This window comes from Wenjunlia vitaminophila DSM 41686 (assembly GCF_000380165.1).
Classification (GTDB): domain Bacteria; phylum Actinomycetota; class Actinomycetes; order Streptomycetales; family Streptomycetaceae; genus Wenjunlia; species Wenjunlia vitaminophila.
Genome location: NZ_KB904685.1, coordinates 22,169 through 42,229, shown reverse-complemented (window position 1 = coordinate 42,229; position 20,061 = coordinate 22,169). Strand labels below are relative to the sequence as shown.

Sequence of the window (20,061 nt, the reverse complement as noted above, 5' to 3'; positions counted from 1 at the left end):
AGGTGATCGAGATATCCGACGGGCAGATCGTCGGGCTGAACTCCTTCCTGGACACCGCGCGGCTGTTCCCACTGTTCGGCCTCCCGTCCCGGTTGGAGGCCTAGGGCCTGTCTGATGAATCCCGCCTGGGTCGTGACGCCTGGCACGCACGCTCGCTGCTTGTCGGGATCGTCCATGTACGCCCAGTACGAGGACGACCCTCCGCCTTGCGATCGCACGCACCAGACGCCGCGACCCCCGCCCTCCGGGCGGACGGCGCTACTCATCAGACAAGCCCTAGGGCTGCCCTAACCCCGGCCGGGGCGCGGAGGAAGATCCCGGTGCCGGCGGACCGGGCGGGCCGGTGTCGGCGAACGGCAGCGCCTCGCCGAGGCCGGCCAGGGTGATCAGGAGGCGCAGCCTGGGGCTGGCCCGGCTCAACCAGGCCCGGTGTCCGAGCCTGCGGGCCGTCAGTTGCAGCCTGGCGAGGGCGTCCAGGGTGACGGTGTCCACCTGGGTCACCTCGCCCACGTCGCAGATCACCGGGGCCCGGGCCGGCCCTCGCCCCGGGGTACCGTCGGCGTGGGGCGCGGCGTCAGCGTTGCGTAGGAGCGCCTGTAGTCGGTCGCAGAGCCCGGGTATGTCGGCCCGGGTGAGCGGATCGGGCAGGACGAGCAGCACGCTGCCCGGCGGTGCCACCGGTGGTTGGCCCTGCTGCCCCATCGACGACCTCCTCACGGAAGAGTGTTTCCCCGTGTAGACCGACCGTCACGGGTGAACTCATCGCCGTCACCGGGCCAACGCCCCCATCGTGTTGGGGGACCGCTCGACGGGGGCACGCCCCACAGACGCCCAGACGCACAGACGCCCAGAACCCAGAAGCCCGGGGCCCGGCCCGGATGTCGCCGAACCGCGTCCCTGGCCCTGGGGTTCCGCCCCGGTGAGCACCGAGGCAGAACCCGTTCAGGCCAGGGGTGCGGGGTGCCCCGCGGAGCCGCTGGTGGACGTCCCCGGTGCCGTGTCCCGTGCCGACCCGCCGTCGCTCCCCGTCCCGGTCGCGGGTCGTCCGACCACCGGGGAGGGGACGGCGGGGGACTCCGCTGACTGGTCCGGCTTGCGCTCGAAACGGCTGGGGAAGGGGTACTTGCGGTTGAGGAACGCCCGGAGCGCGGCGTTGGCCGACTCCCACGCGGCGTGGTCGGCGTCCACGTCGTTCACGCAGAAGAAGTCGATGTCCGAGTCGTTGGTGATGCGGTCGAGCCGCTTGCGCATGTCCGGCTTCCCCACCTCGACGTAGAGGTAGCGGTAGTCGGCCGGGACGGCCTGCCCCGACGCCAGCGCCCAGTGGTGGTGGAGCGCCGAGGTCGGTGACACGTCCTTGGTGGACCGGAACCTGGAGAACGAGGTCGCCCGGAACTCCGGGAACCCGGCGGCCTCGATCTCCTCCATGACGGATTTGAGCTGCGGGTGCGGCGTGTGCAGGAACTTGTTGGTGATGTTGACGCCGTGGGAGCGCAGCAGCAGTTCGCGCACGTTCTTCCCGGCCGAATTCGGTGCGGGTTCCAACGGGTGCGGGGCACCCACTCCGAATTTCATCGGCGAGAACGGTATGCGGGCTATTCCGTTCCCGTGGAAGAACTGTCCCGGGTGGGCGAAGTGGTTGATGAAGACGTCGTCGTTGAAGTACAGGTAGTGGTCCGAGAGGCCCGGGATGTGGTGCAGCCGGGTCTCGATCGCGTGCGAGTTGAACACCGGGAGGGCTTCCTCGGGGAAGATGTCGCGGTGGTCCACGACGGTGATCCCCTCGGCCTCCGGGTCCAGCCAGTGCGGCATCTGGCCGTCGGTGACCAGGTAGACGTGGCGGACGAAGCCCGCGTACATCTCCAGCGAGCGCAGCGAGTACTTCAGCTCGTCGTGGCTGGTGTACCGGGAGGCCCCCACCTCGCGGCTGGCGATGTCGATGTCGGCGTCCCCGCGGTAGGCGGCACGCTTGGCCGCCATGGCCGGGTCGTCGCCGTCCACCCAGGTGTACACGGCGTCGATAGGGAAGCGCACCTCGTCGATGCCGGGCTGGGCGAACGGTGCGAGCGTGGGGACGTCACGCTGCCGGACCCGCACGGTGGCCGGCTGCTGCGCGGGGAGCGGGACCACCTCGGCGACCTGGTTGCGGCGGGGCGCGACCAGGGAGTCCACGAAGCTCTCACCGAGCTGGGCGCCGGGCACCGTCAGCCAGGGGAACACCTTGACGTCCGACGACGGAACGGTGTGCACCCGCTGCCAGAACTCGATCTCGCAGCCGGACTGGACACCGCCCATGGCCTGGCCGATCGGCCCCAGCTTGATGGTGCCCATCCGGATCACGCGGGCCCGGCGGACGGCCTTGGGGAGCCTGCGGTCGGCCCAGAGCGCGGCCGGGCCCACGGTGCCGTCCGGGTTGGCCGCGCCCACGTAGCAGACGGTGTCCGCCAGGTGCCGGCGCGCCGCGGCCAGCAGTGTGCTCCGGTACCGTTCCTCGATCCCGATCACATGCCGCGGCTCCGGTCCCCGCGGGACCAGGAAGTACGGGACGTCGGCGGCCTGGAGCAGGTCGGTGACGAGCTCCAGGTCGTCGGCCGCCGCGTCCGCGGCGGTGTAGCCGTCCACCAGGCGGCCACTGAGCCGGAGGTGGCCGATCGTGACCCGGCGCACCGCGGGGTCACGGGCCAGCCGGCGCCGGCGCCGACCCGCCCGCAGCTCCCACATCCGGCCCGCCGCCCAGCCGCGCACGTGCAGCACGGCGTGCCTGGCCCGCTGGGCGGAGGGCATCGACCGGGTACGTTCACGGAAACCCATCTGCCCTACCGGTCAGCTCTTCTTCTCGAATTGGCTGGGAATGGGGAAGTACTCCTCGAGGAAGGAGTGCATGCGGAGGGAGACCGCTTCCCGCTCTTCCGGCGGCACGTTGACGTCGTTCAGGCAGAAGAAGTCGAAGCGGCGGGTCCGCAGCAGGTTGTCGAGCCGCTTGTCCGCGTCAGGGCGGCTGATGTTCACGTACCGGAACTTGAACTTCGCGGCGAAGCCCCGCCCGGTGATCAGCGCGTACTGGTAGAGCAGCGGCGCCGTCATGGCGATGTCCTGGGGGGACCGGAACCGGCTGGCCGTGGTCCGTGCGATGTCCTCGGGGAACATCACCTCGAGCTCGCGCAGGGTGGCGCGCTGCTGCGGCAGCGGGGTGTGCATGAAGTTGTTGATGGTGATGCGCCCGTACTTCTCGAAGAGCAGTTGGCGCACGTTCTTGCTGGCGGAGTTGGTCGCCGTCTCCTCGGCGTGCGGCTTGCCGAGGCCGATCTTCAACGGGGACACCGGAATGCGCATGGCCCCGCTGCCGTGGAAGAAGTGCTCGGGGGTGATGCGGCGGCCCACGAACACGTCGTCGTTGAAGTACAGGTAGTGGTCGGACAGGCCCGGGATGTGGTGGAGCCGGGTCTCGATCGCGTGCGAGTTGAACACCGGGAGCACGCCCTCGGGGAAGATGTCCCGGTGGTCCACGACGGTGATGCCCTCGGCGCTGTCGTCCAGCCAGTGGGGCTTCTGGCCGTCGGTCACGATGTAGATGTGCCGGATGAAATCCGCGTACATCCGCAGGGAGCGCAGGGAGTACTTCAGCTCGTCGTGGCTGGTGTACCTGGACTCGTTGACTTCCTTGTCCAGGATGTCCGCGGTGCCCTCGCCCTTGTAGCGGGCGCGCTTGGCCCGCATCTCCGGCTCCTCGCCGTCCACCCAGGTGTAGACGACGTCGATGGGGAAGGTGACGTCGTTGACCGTGGGCGCGACGAACGGGGCGAAGGTGGGCACCTCGCGGTCCCTGACGTGCACCGTGGCCACCTTCTGCTCGGCGGCCGGGAGCACCTCGGAGATCCGGTTGCGGCGCGGGGCGACCAGGGACTGCGCGAAGACGTCCTCCGACGCCTGCGGCTGGACCTTGGCCAGCTCCCGCTCGCCGTTGGGGCCGGCGAGCAGGATGCCGCCGTCCTGCCAGAACTCGATGTCGCAGCCGAGGTTGCTGCCGCCGAGGAGCTGGCCGGAGGGCCCGAGGTAGTTCTGCCCCACCCGGAGCACCCGGGACTTGTTCAGCCCGGCCGGCAGCTTGCCGTCGAGGTACAGGGCGGCGTTGTTGAGCTTGCCGCCGAGCATGGGCTGGCCGATGTAGACGGCGCTGCCGCCGTGCTCCTCCTCGAGCGCGGCCATGACGCGGTCCCGGTCGGCCTCGTTGACCCCGACGGTGTAACGGAGTTTGGACGACGGCACCAGGAAGTAGGTGGCGCCGGCGCGTTCCAGCGCCGAGATCACCAGTTCCAGGTTGTCAGCCGCGGCGTCCGCTGCGGAGAAGTCGTTGACCACCCGGCCGTAGACCTGCTCACCGGTCACCGTGGTGAGGCGCAGCTCACCGTTGGTGGCCACGGCCCTGCGGCGTCGGCGCATCGAGCGGAGCTGCCAGATCTCCTCGGCTGCCTTCCGCTCAACGCGCGGGCGCATCCGCCGTACGAACGAACGCACGGTCACTCTCTGTCCTCCCCATCGTCCCAGCGAGACGCCAACACTTGGCGCTCCCGGTGATCCGCACGCGGGCCGCGATCACGTCGTTTCCGCCCCCGACAACGGGGACGGGTCGCAGATGCGGCGTCGAGCGGGGGTGAGTGACTAAGACGAACGGATCGCTGGGGCGCCGGCACCCGACTTCTCGACCCCGGTCCCTTTGTGATGTTCGGCTTCGTCGCTGACCCCATGAACTTCGTGATTATTGCATAAAATTAACGACGGGGAGGACAGAAAGTCTTTCGAATGTAACCCCCTGGTTCCGCACTGTAACGTCGGACGCCGGGCGCGTGACGCCCAGGATGCTAAGTGTGATGTTCCGACCCTGTTTTGTGATGGAATCGCTGCTCATTTGATGAGTTGGGGACGAGCGGGGGACGACCGGAGTGCGAGCACCGGCCCCGGTGGGCCGTCGGGAGCGGTTCGGCGCCCTCCCGCGGGAGGTGGTACCCCCACTCCGGGTGGTGCTCGGCGCCGTCCCGCCGCGTCGCCGTCCCCCCGCCCCCCGGACCACCCATGATGGGCGTCGGGCGCGCGTCGTCCGGTGACCGCGCACGGCAACGGGCCCGCCAGGACGGCGACGGAACGTGCGGGCGGAACGGCCGGTGGGAGCGGAGGTCGGGCACGTGGACACCTGGCGGCCGGTGCTGGTCCTGTTCGGTGTGCTGGTGGGCGGACTCGTCGCCGTCCACGGCCTCGCCGCGCGGCTCGCCGGCCGCACCGCGCCCCCCGCGGCGGCCTTCTCCGGCGGACTGCCACCGCCCGAGCACGCGTTCTGCCGGTTCCACGTCCGCTGGTACCCGGTGACGATGGTCTTTCTGGCCTTCGACATGGAAATGCTGTTCATGTACCCCTGGGCCACGGTGGTGCCGGACGTGGGGGCGACCGCCGTCGTCGAGATGTTCGTGTTCCTGGGAGTCCTCTTCGCCGGCGTGGTCTACGCCTGGCGGGAAGGCGCCCTGCGGTGGACCTGACCGGCGCGGTGCGGCGCCGCGCGGCCCGCCGCCCGGCGGTGTTCACCGTGGGCTGGCCGGGGGCCACCCGGCAACGGCTCGAGGTCGAGGCGGAGGTCCGGCGCCGCGGCTGGTCCACGCCCCAGAGCCCGGCCGCCGCCGATCTCCTGGTGGTCTGCGGGACGGCCCCCGACGGCGCGGCCACCGGCTGGATCGACGGTGTGGAACGGGCCGTGCCCCCGCCCGTCGCACGGGTCACGGTGTCCCGGGAGGGACAGGCGGCGGACGCCCTCGACGCCGGGCAGCGCCTGCTCGCCACCGGTGCCGGCCCCGCGGGCCGGGCCGGGGACGAGGCCGCGGGCACCCCCATGGCGGGCCGTGGGGACGACCGGGACGGGCTGCGGCTCGACCGGTTGCGCCTGCCCCTCGGCCCCGGACTCGCCGACTGGCCCGCCGGCCTCGTGCTCCACCTCACCCTGCAGGGCGACGTGGTGCAGCAGGTGGAGGTGGCGACCGTCGGGGTCGCGGGGACCGGAACAGCCGGCGCCGACCCGGTGGCCCCCGTGCCGCCGTTCTGGGACGAACCCTGGCTGCTGGCCGCCCGGGGCACCCCGGTCACCGTGGGCGACGCGGAACGCCGCCGGTGCGCGGCACACCTGGACAGCGCCGGCCGGCTGCTGGCCACCGCCGGGTGGGCCGATCCCGCGGCCAGGTTCCGGCGGCTGCGGGACGGGATTCTGGCCGGTGCCCCGGCCGAACGGGTCGGCCCGGAGCTGCGGGCCACGGCCGGCCGGGTCCTGCGGTCCAGGACCCTGCGCTGGCTCACCGCGGGCCTCGGGCCCCTGCCCGCCGCCCGCGCCCGGGAGTTCGGGGTCACCGGCCCCGCGTTCCAGGCCGCGGGAGACGCCCACGACCGGCTGCGGGTCTGGCTGCGCACCGCCGTCGGCGGCCTCACCGCGTTCGGCGACGGCACCCCACTGGCGCCGGGCGACCTGGCCGGCCCCCGCGGCGACCTGGGACGTGACCTGCCACCCTCCCTGGCGTTGCTCGACGTCCTGCCCGCGCTGGTGACCGGCGCGGAGTTCGCCGCCGTCCGCACCGTCCTGGCCAGCCTCGACCCCGACCTGGACGAACTGGTGGCCTCGCCGCTCCCCGGGGCCGTCGGTGGATGACCCCGCGCCCTGGTGGGGGGCCCTCGTCCTGCCGGCGGCGCTGCTGCTGGCCGCCGTGGCCGCCGCCGGGTTCGGCGCGGTGCTGACCGGGGCTGCGGAACAAGGCCCCGGCGGGGGCGCCCGGGCGGTGGGCGGCCGGGCCCTGGCCCCGCTGCGGGAGGGGCTGCGACTGCTCGGCCGGCCGCCCCGCCGCACCACCGCGGCGGACCGGCTGCTGGGCCGGCTCGGCGTGGCGCTGGTCCCGGTGGCCGCGGTGCTGGCCGCGGCGGTCCTGCCGTGGGGGACACGGCCGCTGGCCGACCCCGGCGTGGGGATCGTCTGGTTCAACGCCATGGAGGCGCTGGCCTGGGCCGCGGTGTGGCTGGCCGGCTGGGCCCCCAACTCCGCGCTCTCGCTGATCGGCGGCTACCGCTTCCTGGCCCAGGGACTCGCCTACGAACTGCCGCACATGCTGGCGGTCACCACGGCCGGTCTCGGCGCCGGGTCGCTGCGGGTCTCGGAGGTGGTGGACGCCCAACGGGGCCTGTGGTTCGCGGTGTGGATGCCGGCCGCGTTCGCGGTGTACCTGCTCAGCGCCCTGGCCATGGCGTTCTGGGGACCGTTCGACCACCCGCTGGGTCAGGACCTGGCGGGCGGTGCGGCCGTCGAACTCGCCGGTGTGGACCGGCTGGTGTTCCTCGGCGGCCGGTGGCTGCTGCTCGTGGTCACCGCCGGCTTCGCGGTGCCGCTGTTCCTCGGCGGGGGCCACGGACCGCTGCTGCCCGACGGGCTCTGGACGTCGCTGAAGACCGCCGCGGTGCTGGCGCTGCTGCTGGTGGCCCGCCGGGCCCTGCCCACCCTGCGGATGGACCGGTACCTGGAGCCGGCGTGGACGGTGCTGGTGCCGCTGGCCCTGCTCCAAGCGCTGGTGGTGGCCGTCGTGGTGCTCAACTGAGACCGACCGCGAGCCGATGACACCGGTAGGCCGGAGCCGGGGACGCCCCCGGAGGAAACCCTGGAGGTGAGGTGCCCGTGCTCGACGAGGTGCTCTTCGTGGTGCTGGCCCTGCTCGCGGTCGGCGGCGCGGTGATGGTGTTCCGGTTCGACTCGATGGCCAGGGCCACCTACGCGCTGCTCACCGCGCTGCTCTGCGTCGGCGGGGAAGTGCTGCTGCTCGGCCTCGACTACCTCGGGGTCGTGATCGTCCTGATGATGACCATCGAGATGGCCCTGATGGCCGTCTTCATGGTGATGTACATGATGAACCCGGCGGGTCTGGTGCCCATGTCGATGGTGCACAACCCCCGGCTGGCGCTGGCCGTGGCCGGGACGGTGTTCGCCGCGCTCACGGTGGGAGCCGTCCTCGCCCCGTGGCCCGTGGGACGGGCCCGGCAGCCCGTCGACCCCACCCGGGAACTGGGCCGGGCACTGATGGGCCCGCAGATGCTCACCATGATGACGCTGGGCATGGCGCTGTTCGCCACCATCGTCGTCAGCGTCGTCCTGGCCACCCCACGCGGGCGCTACCAGCGGTTCGGCGACGACCTGCGGTCACGTCCCGCCGACGACCCGCTGCCCGCGGGGACCCGGCGGTGAGCCTCGAGGCGTTCGCCGTGCTGGCCGCCGCCCTGTTCGGGGTCGGCCTCCACGGGGCGCTCGGCCAGCGGTCCGTGGTGATGCTGATGATGGGACTCGAGCTGATGCTGGGCGGGGTCGTCGTCGGGGCCGCCGCGGTCCGGCACTACCTCACCCCCGACGTCGCCGAGGGGCAGGTCCTGGTCCTCCTCGTGGTCACCGCCATGGCCGTCGAGATGGCCGTGGGGTTCGCGGTGGTCACCGCGCTGTTCCGGGCACGCGACGTGGACACCACGGACCTGGCGGCGGAGCTGCGACGGTGAACGTCGCCCACCGACCACCGTCCGGGTGCCCACCGTGAACGGCCCGCTGTGGGCCCTGGTCGCACTCCCGTTGGCGGTGGGGACGGCGCTGGCCGCCGCCGGCCGCCGGGCCGACCGGTGCGCCCCCGCGGTGGCCGTGGGCACCGCCACGGCCACCCTCGGGCTCGCTCTCGTCGTCGCCCGAACCCGTCCCCGCACCGAGGCGCCGCTGCTCGCCGGACTCCCGGCCCGGCTGGCCGTGGACGGCCTGTCCGCGCTGATGGTGGTGACCGTGACCGCGGTCACCGTCGCGGTCCTGCTGTTCAGCGTCCAGGACCTCGGCCCGGGGGCGGCACGGGCCCGGTTCTTCGGACTGATGCTGCTGTTCGCCGGGGCGATGCTGGTCACGGTGGTGGCGGCCACCCTGCCGGTGCTGCTGATGGGGTGGGAGGTGATGGGGGCCGCCTCCTGGGCGCTGGTCGGCCACCGGTGGCGCGACCCGGAGCCGACCAGGGCGGCGAACACCGTCTTCGTCACCACCCGCCTCACCGACCTGGGGCTCTACCTGGCCGCGGGGGCCGCACTCGCCGGCGGCGGGCTGGCCGGCTCGCTCGCCCTGGCGGACCTGCCCCACCTCACCGGCCCCTGGCTCACCGCGGCCACCGCCGGGATCGTCGTCGCCGCACTCGGCAAGTCCGCGCAGCTCCCGTTCAGCTTCTGGCTCTCCTCCGCGATGTGGGGACCCAGCCCGGTGTCCGCGTTGCTGCACTCGGCGACCATGGTGGTGGCCGGCGCCTACCTGCTGCTCCGCCTCGGACCGCTGCTGTCCGCCACCACCTGGGGCGGCCCCGCGGTGGCCTGGACCGGCGCCCTGACCGCGCTGGCCCTCGGTCTGGTGGCGCTGGCCCAGTCCGACCTCAAGCAGCTCCTCGCCGCCTCCACCTGCGCCCAGATCGGCTTCATGACGCTCGCCGCCGGCGTGTCCGCGGCCACCGGGGGAACCCTCCAGCTCGTGGCCCACGCGGCGGCCAAGAGCCTGGCGTTCCTCGCCGCGGGCACCTGGATGACCGCGTGGGGGACCCAGGCCCTCCCCGCGTTGCGCTCCGCGGCCAGACGGCACCCCGCCACCGGCGTCCCCTTCACCGTCGCGGCGCTCACCCTCGCCGGTCTCCCCCCGCTGGCCCTGTGGTCGGCCAAGGACCTGCTGCTCGCCGGGGCCCTGGCCCAGAACGTCGGCCTGTACGCGGTGGGCCTGGCCGCCGCCACCCTGTCCGCCGGGTACGCCGCGAAGGCCCTGTGGTTCGTCTGGCGACCCGCGCCCACCCCCGCCGGCCAACCCCCGCCCCGCCTCGCCCCCGCCCCTCCGCCCCGGCTCACCCACGCCACCCTCGGGTCCCTGCTGCTGCTCACGGCGGTGTGCGCCGGTCTGAGCGCGCTGTCCCTGCCACCGGTGCGCGCCGCCGTCGACCGGCAACTGGGCGACGTGACACCGGGGTCCGGCGGCCAGCCAGGACCCGAGCCCTGGGAACTCGCGCTCTCCGGCGGCCTCGCCGTCGCGGTCCTCGCCGGCGCCGCCGCCGCGGCGAGGCTCCCCGCCGTCACCCGGGCGGTCACCTCCGCCGGCGCACGGCCCGGCGCCGGCCCCCGGCACCGCGCCGCACGGTGGTGCCGGGCCTGGCTGGCACTGCCCGACGTCGCCCGTGCCCTCTCCGCCGGGGTGCACCGCGTCGCCCGGGCGCTCGCCGCCTTCGACGACCAGGTGCTCGCCCGGGGCGTCAACGGGCTGGCCCGCAACCTTCCCGCGCCCACCCTCGCCGCCCTCGACGACCGGGTGCTCGCCCGCTCCGTCAACGGGCTGGCCCGCGGCACCTCCCGCCTCGCCACCTGGACCGCCGCCGAGGCGGAACGCCGGGTGGAGGCCGCCGTCGAGGGCGTGGCCGCCGCCGCCCGGGCGGCGGGCCGCCGGGCCAGGGCCCCGCAGACCGGGCAACTCCACCAGTACCTGGCGCAGGCCGCCGCCGGGTTCACCGTCCTCGCCGTCCTCTTCGTCGCCCTCGCGAGGTGACCGCCGTGCTCACCGTCCTCGTGCTGCTGCCCACCGCCGTTGCCGTGTCGCTGCTGTGCCTGCCCCGGGGCACCCCGCGGTCGGTGCACGTGGCGTGGACGGCGACGGCCGTGGTGGAACTGGCGCTGACCGCGACGATCTGGCTCCGGCACCCGGCCGGCGGAGGGCTGAGCCACCAGGAACGGGCCCGCTGGCTCCCCAGCGTCGGGGCCGGCTACCACGTCGGGGTGGACGGCCTCTCCCTGCCGCTGGTCGCGATGAGCTGCGTGCTGTTCCTGGCGTGCGCGCTGTACACGTGGCGGCAGACCGACCGGGTCAGGGAGTTCGCCGTGCTCTTCCTGTTCCTCCAGTCCACCTCCCTCGGCCTGTTCGTCGCCCTCGACCTGATCCTGTTCTTCCTCTTCTTCGACCTGTCCCTGGTGGCGATGTACTTCGTCATCGCCGGATGGGGCCACCGGGACGCGGCACGCTCGGCGCTGCTCTTCTTCCTCTACACGTTCACCGGTTCGCTCGCCCTGCTGCTCGGCTTCATCGGGCTCTACCTCGCCGCGGACCCGCACACCTTCGACATCGTGGAGCTGACCAGGGACGACCCGCTGGCCGGGCGCACCACCCACGGGGCCCTGGTGCTGCTCGCGGTCGGCGTGGGCCTCGCCATCAAGACCCCCACCGTCCCGTTCCACACCTGGCTGCCGCCGGCACACACCGACGCACCCGCAGCCGGGTCGGCGGTCCTGGCCGGGGTGCTGCTGAAGATGGGCACCTACGGCTTCCTGCGGATCGCCATGCCGGTGATGCCCGGGGCCTGGCGGGGCGCCGCCGTGGTGTTCGTGGTCGTCGGCGTGGTCTCGGTGGTCTACGGCGCCCTGGTGGCGTTCGCCCAGACCGACTTCAAACGCATGGTCGCCTACACCTCGGTCAACCACATGGGCTACATCGTCCTGGCCGTCGGCGCCGCCGGAACCCTCGGCGGGGACGGCCCCGCGGGAGACCGGGCACGGCACCTGGCGGTGACCGGCTCGGTGTTCCAGATGGTCAGCCACGGCCTGCTGACCGGGGCGTTGTTCCTGCTGTGCGGAGTGCTGTACGAGCGCGGGGGAACCCACCGGACGGCCGCCTACTCCGGCGTCGCCCACCGCGCCCCCGTCTTCGCCGCCCTCACCGGGGTCGCCGCCTTCGCCTCACTGGGCCTGCCCGGCTTCTCCGGGTTCATCGCCGAGTTCCAGATCCTCACCGGGAGCCTGGGGCCGCAACCGGTGGCCACCGGGCTCGCCCTGCTCGGCGTCCTGCTCACCGCGGCACTGCTGCTGCGAGCGGTGCGGCAGGTGTTCACCGGACCGCTGCGGCTGCCACCGACCGGGCCAGGGCAAGCGACGACCACCCGCTCGTTCCCCGACCTCGCCTGGCACGAGACCGCCTCCCTCACCCCGCTGCTCGCCCTCGCCGTCGTCCTCGGGCTGCTGCCGCGCTTCGTGCTCGACGTGATCGAACCGGCCTCCCTCGGCGTGCTGCGCCTCCTCGCCAGGTGACGCCCGTGACGGACGGGACCAACCGGTGAACGGGACCGACGAGAACCCGCTCGACCTGCTCCCCGAGGTGCTCCTCGCCGGCTGCGCCGTCCTCGCGCTGCTCCTCGGCTGCTGGCTGCCCCGGCACCGGCAGTGGCTGGCCGGGGCCCTGGCCGTCACCGGCTGCGCGGCCGGTCTCGTGGCCGCAGCGGTCGCCGCCGCCGGCCCGACCGGCACCGCCTTCGACGCCTCCTACGCGGTGGACCCGGTCACCAGCACCGGACGGATCGTCATCCTCGGCGGCACCCTGCTGGTGCTGCTCCTCTCCCTGACGTCGCCCTGGCTGCGCGCCGCCCCCAGGGAGACCGAGTTCTACGTGCTCGTGCTGCTCGCCGCCGTCGGAGCGGTGCTGCTCGCCGGAGCCCAGGACCTGCTGCTCCTCGCCGCCGGCTACCTGCTGGCCAGCGTCCCCGCCTACGCGCTGGCGGGATTCGCCAGGGACGGCCGGGGAACGGAGGCGGCGCTGAAGTACTACGTGCTCGGCGCCCTGCTCGGGGTGCTCCTGCTCACCGGGGTCACCGTGCTCCTCGCCGCCGGCCACGGCACCGGGTACCCCGCGCTCCGCCGTGAACTGCCCGACGCGCCGGTCGGGCTCGTGATCACCGGCGGCCTCGGTGTGCTGGCCGGGGTGCTGTTCAAGTCCGGGGGCGTACCCGCGCACTACTGGCTGCCCGACGCCGTCCAGGGCAGCCTCGCGCCGGTGGGGGCGTTCCTCACCACCGTGCCCAAGATCGGCGCCCTGGCCGCCGGGTACCGGCTCGCCGCAGGCCCCCTGGCCGACACCGGCCGCTGGTGGCCCGACCTGGTCGCGGTGGTCGCCGTCGCCTCCATGACCCTGGGCAACCTGGCGGCGTTCTCCCAGCGGGACGTCAGGCGACTCCTGGCCTACTCCACGATCAGTCAGGTCGGTTACCTGCTGCTCCCGGTGGCGGTGGCCGGGCGGACCGCCCTCGACCAACGGGCGCTGCTGTTCTACCTGGCCGGGTACGCGGTGACCAACCTGGGGGCGTTCGCCGTGGTCTGCGCCCTGCCCCGGGCCCGGCACCTGGCGGACTACCGGGGGCTCGCCCGGGAACGGCCAGCACTGGCCGTGGCGCTCGTGGTCTGCCTGCTCGGCCTCGTCGGGACTCCTCCGACGGCGGTCTTCCTGGGCAAGCTCGCGGTGTTCAGCGCCGCGTTCGACGCCGGCTACACGTGGCTGGCGGTGGTCGCCGCGGCCAACACGGTGGCGTCGCTCTTCTACTACCTGCGCTGGATCGCCCCCACCGTGCTGGGCACCGCGCCGCCCGGCGACGAGGACCGGGACGGGGACGGTGGACGGGTTGGGAACGGGAACGCTGGACGGGCCGGCGCTGACCCTTTGGCGGGCGGCCACGCGACCGGGGACGCGACCTTCGCCGGTGGCGCCGTCCTGGTCGCCTACCCGGCCGCCGCGGCCTCGGTGCTGCTGGGGCTGCTCGGCGGCCCCGTGCTCGACCTGCTTGCCGGGCCGCTCGCCGGCTGACGCCATCGCCCGTTCGGGTGGGCCGGCCACCGTCCGGGACCGGTCCCGGCGCACCGGCGGCAGGCTGGGTGCCCCCCGGTCACCCGGTCCGGGGGAGCGGCTCCGCGCCGAAGTGCGGTGCCGCGTTCCCGAGCAGACGAACGAGGTCGTGCGATGTTCCCCGTCTCCCGAGTCCTGGTGCTGGTCTTCGGTGTCGTCCTGGTCCTCGTAGCGAACCTGGCGGAGCCCGGCCCCAGCCGGGACTGGATGGTCCTGGCACTGGCGGCCGGCCTGCTGGTGTGCGTGGTGGTGGACGGCGCCACACACGTCAAGAAGCAGAACAAGGGCTGAGTCCGGAGGCCACCTCGCCGTCCACGGCGTGCTCGGGGGGCGTCCCAGCGGGGGCGGAGGAACCGGCCTCCGCCCCGCGGCATGCCTCAGGGGACGCCGGTCAGCGGCAGTCGTACCGTCAACGGCCCCGCCAAGGGCGAGCGCCAGGCCCACGACGACTTCCACGCGCACGTGGCGCGCGAGAACGAACAGAGACCCATCACATTGGCTCTCACTGCGCACAACCGACAGCCCCGTAGTCGCATCAATAGCTTCAGGAGGCTCCGTCGCCGGACGTGCCCGTGATCGTGGAGTGTGGATGTCGAACTTAACGGTAAAGCGGACTGAAGATCGAGTTCCGCCGGCCAGACGCCTGCGGTGGGCGGTCGGAGCCTCGGCCCTGATGCTCGTCTGGACTGCGATGCTGGCGGTACCAGCCTCGAGCGCGGCAGCGCCGAACGCCGATCCGTACAACTGGACCGAGACCCCGATCGGTAAGCCTGGCCTCATGATCGAGGACGTCGACGCCGCCGACGGTACCGCCTGGGCCGTCGGGTCCGAGCACGGCGAGCGGCTGGTGGCGCTGCGGCGTGACGGCGACACCTGGACCGACGCGACGCCGGACGTCTCGGGAGCCAACCTCGTGGAGGTGGCCGTCGCCGCCGCCGACGACGTCTGGGCGGTCGGCTGGGACTCTTCACCCGACGACGGAACGACCAGTCCTCTGGTGACGCACTGGGACGGCACGACGTGGGCGGAGATCCCGAGTCCGGCTGAGATCGGTGCGTTCGACGACGTCGCCGTGGACGCGGAAGGCACTGTCTGGGTGACCGGCTGGGCCCGGATCGGCACCGCCGAAACCGCTGTCGTGTACCAGTACGCCGACGGCCGGTGGACCGAGTACGCCGACGGTCTCGGAGGCGCGATCAATGGCAACAGCCTGACGGTGCTGGCTCCCGACGACGCGTGGCTGGCGCTCAACCCCGGCCTGGCGCACTTCGACGGCACTTCCTGGACCATGGTCAAGGAGTTTCCCGCTGACGGATCGCAGATCCTGACCGGCCTCACTGCTGTCGACGCCACCAACATCTGGGCAGCGGGTGTTGCGAACACCAGGGCCGGGGTCCAGCCAGTCGCCTGGCACTACGACGGCTCGAAGTGGAGCAAGGTACAGACGCCGAACGTCTCGGGACAGGCCTACGACGTGACGATCGTCGATGGGCAACCCGTCGTCGTCGGCGAGAAGTTCGCTCCCGACTGGACCTCGACCCCCCTGGTGCTCACGACCAAGGCCGGCACGGAAGATCCAGGCCTGGTCCAGGTCGCGGCTCCGACCACGGACGCAGTCGTGTTGACGAGTGCCGACGCCGACGCCGGACGGCTGTGGGTTGCCGGCGGAAACATCGACGTGTTCACCGGCTTCGCCGCCTACGCGGAGCTTCCATGACATGAACGGGCACCGCCGACCGATGGGGTGGACGTCATCCTCGATTGCTCAGCGGGGGGCGGTCGCTGATCGGTCCGGCGGTTCGCCCGTCGTCTGCGTCGGTTGAGGGCGGGGCCTTCACCGTCGTGGCGATCCGTGCCCGGTTTCCACGGGCGAGGCTGGCCGGAGAACGGTGGACCTGACGGACCGGGACGGTTGGGCCCGGGCGCTGACCAGTGGCTTTCACTGTCCGCGGAGATCACTTCCACCGTTTTCCGGGCATTTCCCATCACGCGCAGCAGCCTGACTGATGTCACTGGGCCGCCGGGCCCGACCCAGGAAGGTCGAGCCCCGGCCCGCCCTCGTGTCACCGCTTATGGTGGAGGTACCATAACCTTATGGCTCTGAAGAAGACGACTGTCCTGGTCGACGAGGAGGACCTTGCGCTGATCAAGGAGGCGGCGGCGCGGGAGGGACGGCCTGAGGCGGAGTACTTCCGGGAGGCGTTCCACCTCGCGGCCCTGCGCACCCGGCGTTGGCACGAGGAGTGGGACATCCCGCGCCTGGACTTCGGCGGCCCGGTCACCCCCGAGGAGATCGACCGCGCGGTCTCGGATGGCGTGGCGGACGCCGAGTGATCGTTGTCGGTGACACCTCCGGCCTGGTCGCTGCCCTCAACGCCTCGGACCCCGAGCACGAAGCCGCCCGCACCGCCATGCGCCAAGCGGCACTTACCGTGGTGTCACCGTTGGTGATCCTGGAGATCGAGCACATCACCACGCGCAACGTCGACCGCAGGGCTGCACACGCGGTGAACGACTGGCTGCTCGGCCAGGAACGCACCGGGCGCGTGGCCATCCCCGAGTTGACCGCTGGCACGCTACGCAAGGCCCGCACGCTCCAGGACCGCTACGCGGCCTTGCGGCTCGACCTGACCGACGCGGTGAACATCGTCCTGGCCGAGGCATTCGACACCGAGATCATCCTGACCCTCGACCGCCGGGACTTCAGAGCGGTCACCCCACTCACCGGCGATCACGCCTTTCGGCTTCTGCCCGACGACCTGTAGAGCGGCCTGGTCCCTGTGCCGGATGCGGCCAAACAGCGAGGCAACCACGGTCGCGACGGACACCCTGAAGCACTCGGGCTCCCCTCCCCGGGCAACCTGGCGTTCGTCCCGGTCAGAGGGCATACGCCGGCCGTTTACGCACAGTGTTTCCCACGCTCGGAGCGCGGGTCCGAGTCCTGCCACCCGCTCCGCCGGGGAAACCCAAGCCAGCGGCCTCGGGGTGTCCGTGTTGCTCGGGGTGCTGGTGTCTCCGTTCACCCTCGACGAGGTGCCAAGATCCAGCAGGATGCGTTCGCACTTGATCCGAAGTGATCGAGATGTGTCGGGTGCCGTGGTGCGGACGAGGCACGGGCGTAGGCTCGGCCCAGCGTCCGCATCAACGCGGGCCACGATGGTCAGGCAGACCGCCGCCCAGGAGACGTTCCGATGACCGAGCAGCCCTCTGTCCCTGACGGGCCCCTGATCCCCATGCCGGCGCTCACTCCGGCAGCGCTCCGCGCGGCGGTCGCCCAGATCGCCCCTGCCCAGTTGCCTTCCTTCGTCGAGCACCTCGACCGCGCGGTCGAACAAGCCGCCACTCAGAGCACCATCGCTCCGCTGCACACCTTCCTGCAGTGGTGGGGAGAGTTCGTTGCCATCCAGCGCCACCCAGCGCGAGCGGCCCGCCTGCGTGAACTGGAAGCCGCAGCGGAAGAAGCAACGGACCGCGAGGCCCTACGTGCGGTACTTGCCGAGATGCGAAAGATCACCGACCTGGCGCGGCGCGAGATCTCCGCGTGACCGGTAACTGGACCTGGGACTACGACCCCGACGCCGATCACGTCGTAGGCGGCCTGCCCCGCGAAGTGGTGGCCGAGGTAGAGCGCTTGGCTGAGCAACTGACGGTCCTGGGCCGCGACGCGGTCGGCGTCGGTCGCGGGAATCCGCACGGCGGAGGGCAGCGGACACAGGACATTTTCGGGGGGGCGGGGCTTTCATGTTTCTGGCGCTGGAGCGGCTCGAACTGGTAGTGATCACCCGTGTCACATGGCTCGGCTGATCAGCGCCTACGCCATCAGCCCGCGCATGCGAATGGCCTGCTGGCCGATGCCAAAGCGAGCCAGGTGGGCGTCCCCGCACCACGACGAAGAACCGGCAAAGCCCCTACAGAACCACAGGTCCGAAGGAGCTCTCCCCGCGCACGCGGGGGTGGTCCCGCCGACCTACAGATTTCTGTAGGTCGTCTGCGCTCCCCGCACGCACGGACACCTAGCGTGGAGGTGTTCTCAAGCGACGGTGTACTCGGCGTCCCCGAAGTCCGCGACCACGCGCAGCCGACCACCCAGCGCTTCGACGTAGGAGCGGATCGTAGCCAGCTCGGCGCGGTCCAGTTCGCCGTGCTCGATCGCTGAAACCCGAGGGGTGGAGACCCCCATTGACGCGGCAACTTGGCGCTGGGTGAGCGCCTGCTCACGCCGGACCTCTGCAAGCTTGTGAGCGCGCACCTCCGCGGTCAGCCGGTCCATCGCCGCCTGCTTTTCCCGTGCAGATCGCACCGGCAGCCCAGCGGCCTCGCGGCGCTCGCGAGCCTTGCGCTTGGTCTCCTCCCAGCTCACCGCGCTCATTCGTGCTCCCTAATTCCAAGATCGGCTAAATGCGCCTGGTAACGCTTCTCCGCGATCGGGATGTGGGTGTTGTACCAACCCTGTGAGTTTCCGGCCTTGTCACCGGCCACCAGCAGCACCGCTCGCCGTACCGGATCGAACGCGAAGAGAATCCGGATCTCGCTGCTCCCAGACGACCCCGGTCTCAGTTCCTTCAGGTGATGGTTCTCGGCGCCTTTGATTCGGTCGACCAGTGGGCGACCGAGCGTTGGACCTGTGCCACCAGCATGTCGATGGCGTCCTCGCCGGCCGGTACTCTGCGACACAGAACCAAGGGGGGTGAGCTGGTGCGCCCAGTGCTGCTGGTGGACGTGGACGGACCCCTGAATCCTTATGCCGCGAAGCCGTACCGCCGACCTGAGGGTTACCAGACACACCGTCTGCTGACACCTCGCTGGAAGGCCGCTGAGCAACGCCGGCTGACTGAGTGGGGGCTGCCGAACAAGGCCGTGAAGCCGCTGCGTGTGTGGCTTAACCCCGATCACGGCCCAGCGCTGGACGCACTTCCCTTCGACCTGGTGTGGGCGACAACGTGGGAGGAAGAAGCAAACATCTTCGTCGCGCCAGTCCTGGGATTACCCGAGTTGCCTTTCATTCCCTGGCCCTCGCCGCGGCCCGAGCCCGGGGGCGGTGTGTTCTGGAAGACACCTGAGATCGTCGCGTGGGCGAAAGGCCGTCCGTTCGCCTGGATCGATGATGAGATCACCGAGGCGGACCGTACCTGGGTGCGCGAATACCACGATGGTCCCGCCCTACTGCACTGGGTCGACCCGCGATGTGGCCTTGCCATCGACGACTTTGCGGCGTTGACGGCATGGGCGACTGGTCTTGACTGACTCCGCAGCCGGTCGGCAACTGGCTGCGATACCGTCCTGCTTGATGGTTACGGGACCGCTTCCAGGTGTCGCGTTCTGGGAGAAAGGCGAAATGTCCGTCTCTCGGGAAGTGGGTAAGAACGACGCTCCTCGCCGGAAAACCCGCAGGTCAGCTAGCGTGTTCCCCGCGCATGCGGGGGTGGTCCCGTCAAAGGCAAGAGCGTGAACCCCTCCCATTCGTGTTCCCCGCGCATGCGGGGGTGGTCCCGCCCGGCAATCAGCGCCTCAAGGAAAGCCAATGTGTTCCCCGCGCATGCGGGGGTGGTCCCTCCGGGGTTGATCCGACCGAGGTGGCTCGTCGGTGTTCCCCGCGCATGCGGGGGTGGTCCCCTAATCCGTACGCGAATAATCCATCTGAATACGTGTTCCCCGCGCATGCGGGGGTGGTCCCATTATCAGGAGTCAGAGAGGGGATGTGGGCAGGTGTTCCCCGCGCATGCGGGGGTGGTCCCGCCATGGCGTCGTGGCGTCAGCCCCGGTATCGGTGTTCCCCGCGCATGCGGGGGTGGTCCCTCCCACCGAGATCACACTGCCTGCCACTGGCGGTGTTCCCCGCGCATGCGGGGGTGGTCCCTCCTCATCCTGACACCCGACGAAAAGATCGAGGTGTTCCCCGCGCATGCGGGGGTGGTCCCAGCAACGCGGCCGGCCGCTGCAGCGGCACCCAGTGTTCCCCGCGCATGCGGGGGTGGTCCCATGAATAAGGAATCGAACGAGATGACAGGAGGGTGTTCCCCGCGCATGCGGGGGTGGTCCCGCGGCCGGGCCTCGGCAGGGATCAGGACGTAGGTGTTCCCCGCGCATGCGGGGGTGGTCCCGGCAACGTTGTGGACAACGACGGACGCGTGGCGTGTTCCCCGCGCATGCGGGGGTGGTCCCGCGTTGGCCACCTCAACCGGCTGTTCAACCTCCGTGTTCCCCGCGCATGCGGGGGTGGTCCCCATTGGCCCCACGGGGCAGTTATCACTACACGTGTTCCCCGCGCATGCGGGGGTGGTCCCACCTCGAGGGGGATCATGATGGCTCGTACGGTGTGTTCCCCGCGCATGCGGGGGTGGTCCCGGGGC

General features: G+C 71.7%; 19 protein-coding genes, 1 pseudogene and 1 CRISPR repeat array. Of the genes and pseudogenes, 15 read left to right on the top strand and 5 right to left on the bottom strand.

Annotated elements, in window-relative coordinates; all coding sequences use genetic code 11:
* Nucleotides 1–104: pseudogene (locus A3IG_RS35310) on the top strand (RNA polymerase subunit sigma-70); the annotation flags it as partial.
* 172 nt (nucleotides 105–276) lie between these two features.
* Here A3IG_RS35310 and A3IG_RS30350 read toward each other — a convergent pair.
* The 3 genes from A3IG_RS30350 to A3IG_RS0118755 form a co-directional block, all read right to left on the bottom strand.
* Nucleotides 277–702, bottom strand: coding sequence for an STAS domain-containing protein (locus A3IG_RS30350; RefSeq protein WP_018385133.1), 426 nt, complete (start codon nucleotides 700–702; stop codon nucleotides 277–279).
* A gap of 240 nt (nucleotides 703–942) precedes the next feature.
* The gene (locus A3IG_RS0118760; protein WP_169366231.1) at nucleotides 943–2,784 is read right to left on the bottom strand and encodes a stealth family protein; all 1,842 of its coding nucleotides are present in this window, start codon (nucleotides 2,782–2,784) and stop codon (nucleotides 943–945) included.
* Between the two features lie 39 nt (nucleotides 2,785–2,823).
* On the bottom strand, nucleotides 2,824–4,521 hold the full coding sequence (locus A3IG_RS0118755; protein WP_018385131.1) for a stealth family protein: 1,698 nt from the start codon (nucleotides 4,519–4,521) through the stop codon (nucleotides 2,824–2,826).
* Between the two features lie 638 nt (nucleotides 4,522–5,159).
* Between A3IG_RS0118755 and A3IG_RS0118750 the strand changes: the two genes are divergently transcribed.
* The 13 genes from A3IG_RS0118750 (at nucleotide 5,160) to A3IG_RS0118690 (ending at nucleotide 17,256) form a co-directional block, all read left to right on the top strand.
* On the top strand, nucleotides 5,160–5,528 hold the full coding sequence (locus A3IG_RS0118750; protein ID WP_236719214.1) for an NADH-quinone oxidoreductase subunit A: 369 nt from the start codon (nucleotides 5,160–5,162) through the stop codon (nucleotides 5,526–5,528).
* Nucleotides 5,519–6,679, top strand: coding sequence for a hypothetical protein (locus A3IG_RS0118745; RefSeq protein WP_018385129.1), 1,161 nt, complete (start codon nucleotides 5,519–5,521; stop codon nucleotides 6,677–6,679). Before A3IG_RS0118750 ends, A3IG_RS0118745 begins: the two co-directional genes overlap by 10 nt.
* Complete coding sequence (locus A3IG_RS0118740) at nucleotides 6,672–7,613, top strand: NADH-quinone oxidoreductase subunit H (RefSeq protein ID WP_018385128.1); 942 nt, start codon at nucleotides 6,672–6,674, stop codon at nucleotides 7,611–7,613. Before A3IG_RS0118745 ends, A3IG_RS0118740 begins: the two co-directional genes overlap by 8 nt.
* Nucleotides 7,614–7,690: 77 nt before the next feature.
* On the top strand, nucleotides 7,691–8,254 hold the full coding sequence (locus tag A3IG_RS0118735; RefSeq protein WP_026220409.1) for an NADH-quinone oxidoreductase subunit J: 564 nt from the start codon (nucleotides 7,691–7,693) through the stop codon (nucleotides 8,252–8,254).
* On the top strand, nucleotides 8,251–8,556 hold the full coding sequence (gene nuoK / locus A3IG_RS0118730) for an NADH-quinone oxidoreductase subunit NuoK (RefSeq protein ID WP_018385126.1): 306 nt from the start codon (nucleotides 8,251–8,253) through the stop codon (nucleotides 8,554–8,556). Before A3IG_RS0118735 ends, nuoK begins: the two co-directional genes overlap by 4 nt.
* 34 nt (nucleotides 8,557–8,590) lie before the next feature.
* Nucleotides 8,591–10,600 carry a proton-conducting transporter transmembrane domain-containing protein gene (locus A3IG_RS0118725; RefSeq protein WP_026220408.1) on the top strand — a complete coding sequence of 670 codons (2,010 nt, stop codon included), beginning with the start codon at nucleotides 8,591–8,593 and terminating at the stop codon, nucleotides 10,598–10,600.
* A gap of 5 nt (nucleotides 10,601–10,605) precedes the next feature.
* The gene (locus A3IG_RS0118720; RefSeq protein WP_018385124.1) at nucleotides 10,606–12,129 is read left to right on the top strand and encodes a complex I subunit 4 family protein; all 1,524 of its coding nucleotides are present in this window, start codon (nucleotides 10,606–10,608) and stop codon (nucleotides 12,127–12,129) included.
* A gap of 25 nt (nucleotides 12,130–12,154) precedes the next feature.
* The gene (locus A3IG_RS0118715) at nucleotides 12,155–13,672 is read left to right on the top strand and encodes an NADH-quinone oxidoreductase subunit N (RefSeq protein ID WP_018385123.1); all 1,518 of its coding nucleotides are present in this window, start codon (nucleotides 12,155–12,157) and stop codon (nucleotides 13,670–13,672) included.
* Nucleotides 13,673–13,825: 153 nt separating this feature from the next.
* Entirely contained in the window at nucleotides 13,826–14,002 is a 177-nt protein-coding gene (locus A3IG_RS34315) for a hypothetical protein (protein ID WP_018385122.1), read from the top strand.
* Nucleotides 14,003–14,300: 298 nt separating this feature from the next.
* Nucleotides 14,301–15,428, top strand: coding sequence for a hypothetical protein (locus A3IG_RS0118705; protein WP_157862278.1), 1,128 nt, complete (start codon nucleotides 14,301–14,303; stop codon nucleotides 15,426–15,428).
* Between the two features lie 377 nt (nucleotides 15,429–15,805).
* Complete coding sequence (locus A3IG_RS0118700) at nucleotides 15,806–16,045, top strand: ribbon-helix-helix protein, CopG family (RefSeq protein ID WP_018385120.1); 240 nt, start codon at nucleotides 15,806–15,808, stop codon at nucleotides 16,043–16,045.
* Entirely contained in the window at nucleotides 16,042–16,476 is a 435-nt protein-coding gene (locus tag A3IG_RS0118695; protein ID WP_018385119.1) for a PIN domain-containing protein, read from the top strand. The genes A3IG_RS0118700 and A3IG_RS0118695 overlap by 4 nt, the downstream gene beginning before the upstream one ends.
* A gap of 426 nt (nucleotides 16,477–16,902) precedes the next feature.
* Nucleotides 16,903–17,256 carry a DUF6247 family protein gene (locus A3IG_RS0118690; RefSeq protein ID WP_018385118.1) on the top strand — a complete coding sequence of 118 codons (354 nt, stop codon included), beginning with the start codon at nucleotides 16,903–16,905 and terminating at the stop codon, nucleotides 17,254–17,256.
* 485 nt (nucleotides 17,257–17,741) lie between these two features.
* Here the strand turns inward: A3IG_RS0118690 and A3IG_RS0118685 are convergent, their stop codons facing one another.
* Nucleotides 17,742–18,080 carry an XRE family transcriptional regulator gene (locus A3IG_RS0118685; RefSeq protein ID WP_018385117.1) on the bottom strand — a complete coding sequence of 113 codons (339 nt, stop codon included), beginning with the start codon at nucleotides 18,078–18,080 and terminating at the stop codon, nucleotides 17,742–17,744.
* Nucleotides 18,077–18,385 (bottom strand): type II toxin-antitoxin system RelE/ParE family toxin, encoded by a 309-nt coding sequence (locus A3IG_RS32750; RefSeq protein WP_078500665.1) that lies wholly within the window; start codon nucleotides 18,383–18,385, stop codon nucleotides 18,077–18,079. The genes A3IG_RS0118685 and A3IG_RS32750 overlap by 4 nt, the downstream gene beginning before the upstream one ends.
* Nucleotides 18,386–18,403: 18 nt before the next feature.
* On the opposite strand from A3IG_RS32750, the gene A3IG_RS32745 reads away from it, so the two are divergent.
* Nucleotides 18,404–18,955: a hypothetical protein gene (locus A3IG_RS32745; protein WP_078500663.1), complete on the top strand. Its 552-nt coding sequence runs from the start codon at nucleotides 18,404–18,406 to the stop codon at nucleotides 18,953–18,955.
* A 157-nt stretch (nucleotides 18,956–19,112) separates the two neighbouring features.
* A CRISPR array of direct repeats spans nucleotides 19,113–20,056; the repeat unit is 29 nt; unit sequence GTGTTCCCCGCGCATGCGGGGGTGGTCCC.
* Between the last annotated feature and the right edge of the window lie 5 nt (nucleotides 20,057–20,061).

What these genes read in the sequence shown, in the direction of transcription:
- A3IG_RS0118685 (WP_018385117.1), bottom strand. Translation starts at nt 18,080, where the DNA reads ATGAGCGCGGTGAGCTGGGAGGAGACCAAGCGCAAGGCTCGCGAGCGC.
- A3IG_RS0118705 (WP_157862278.1), top strand. Translation starts at nt 14,301, where the DNA reads ATGTCGAACTTAACGGTAAAGCGGACTGAAGATCGAGTTCCGCCGGCC.
- A3IG_RS0118700 (WP_018385120.1), top strand. Translation starts at nt 15,806, where the DNA reads ATGGCTCTGAAGAAGACGACTGTCCTGGTCGACGAGGAGGACCTTGCG.
- A3IG_RS0118760 (WP_169366231.1), bottom strand. Translation starts at nt 2,784, where the DNA reads ATGCCCTCCGCCCAGCGGGCCAGGCACGCCGTGCTGCACGTGCGCGGC.
- A3IG_RS34315 (WP_018385122.1), top strand. Translation starts at nt 13,826, where the DNA reads ATGTTCCCCGTCTCCCGAGTCCTGGTGCTGGTCTTCGGTGTCGTCCTG.
- A3IG_RS30350 (WP_018385133.1), bottom strand. Translation starts at nt 702, where the DNA reads ATGGGGCAGCAGGGCCAACCACCGGTGGCACCGCCGGGCAGCGTGCTG.
- A3IG_RS0118690 (WP_018385118.1), top strand. Translation starts at nt 16,903, where the DNA reads ATGACCGAGCAGCCCTCTGTCCCTGACGGGCCCCTGATCCCCATGCCG.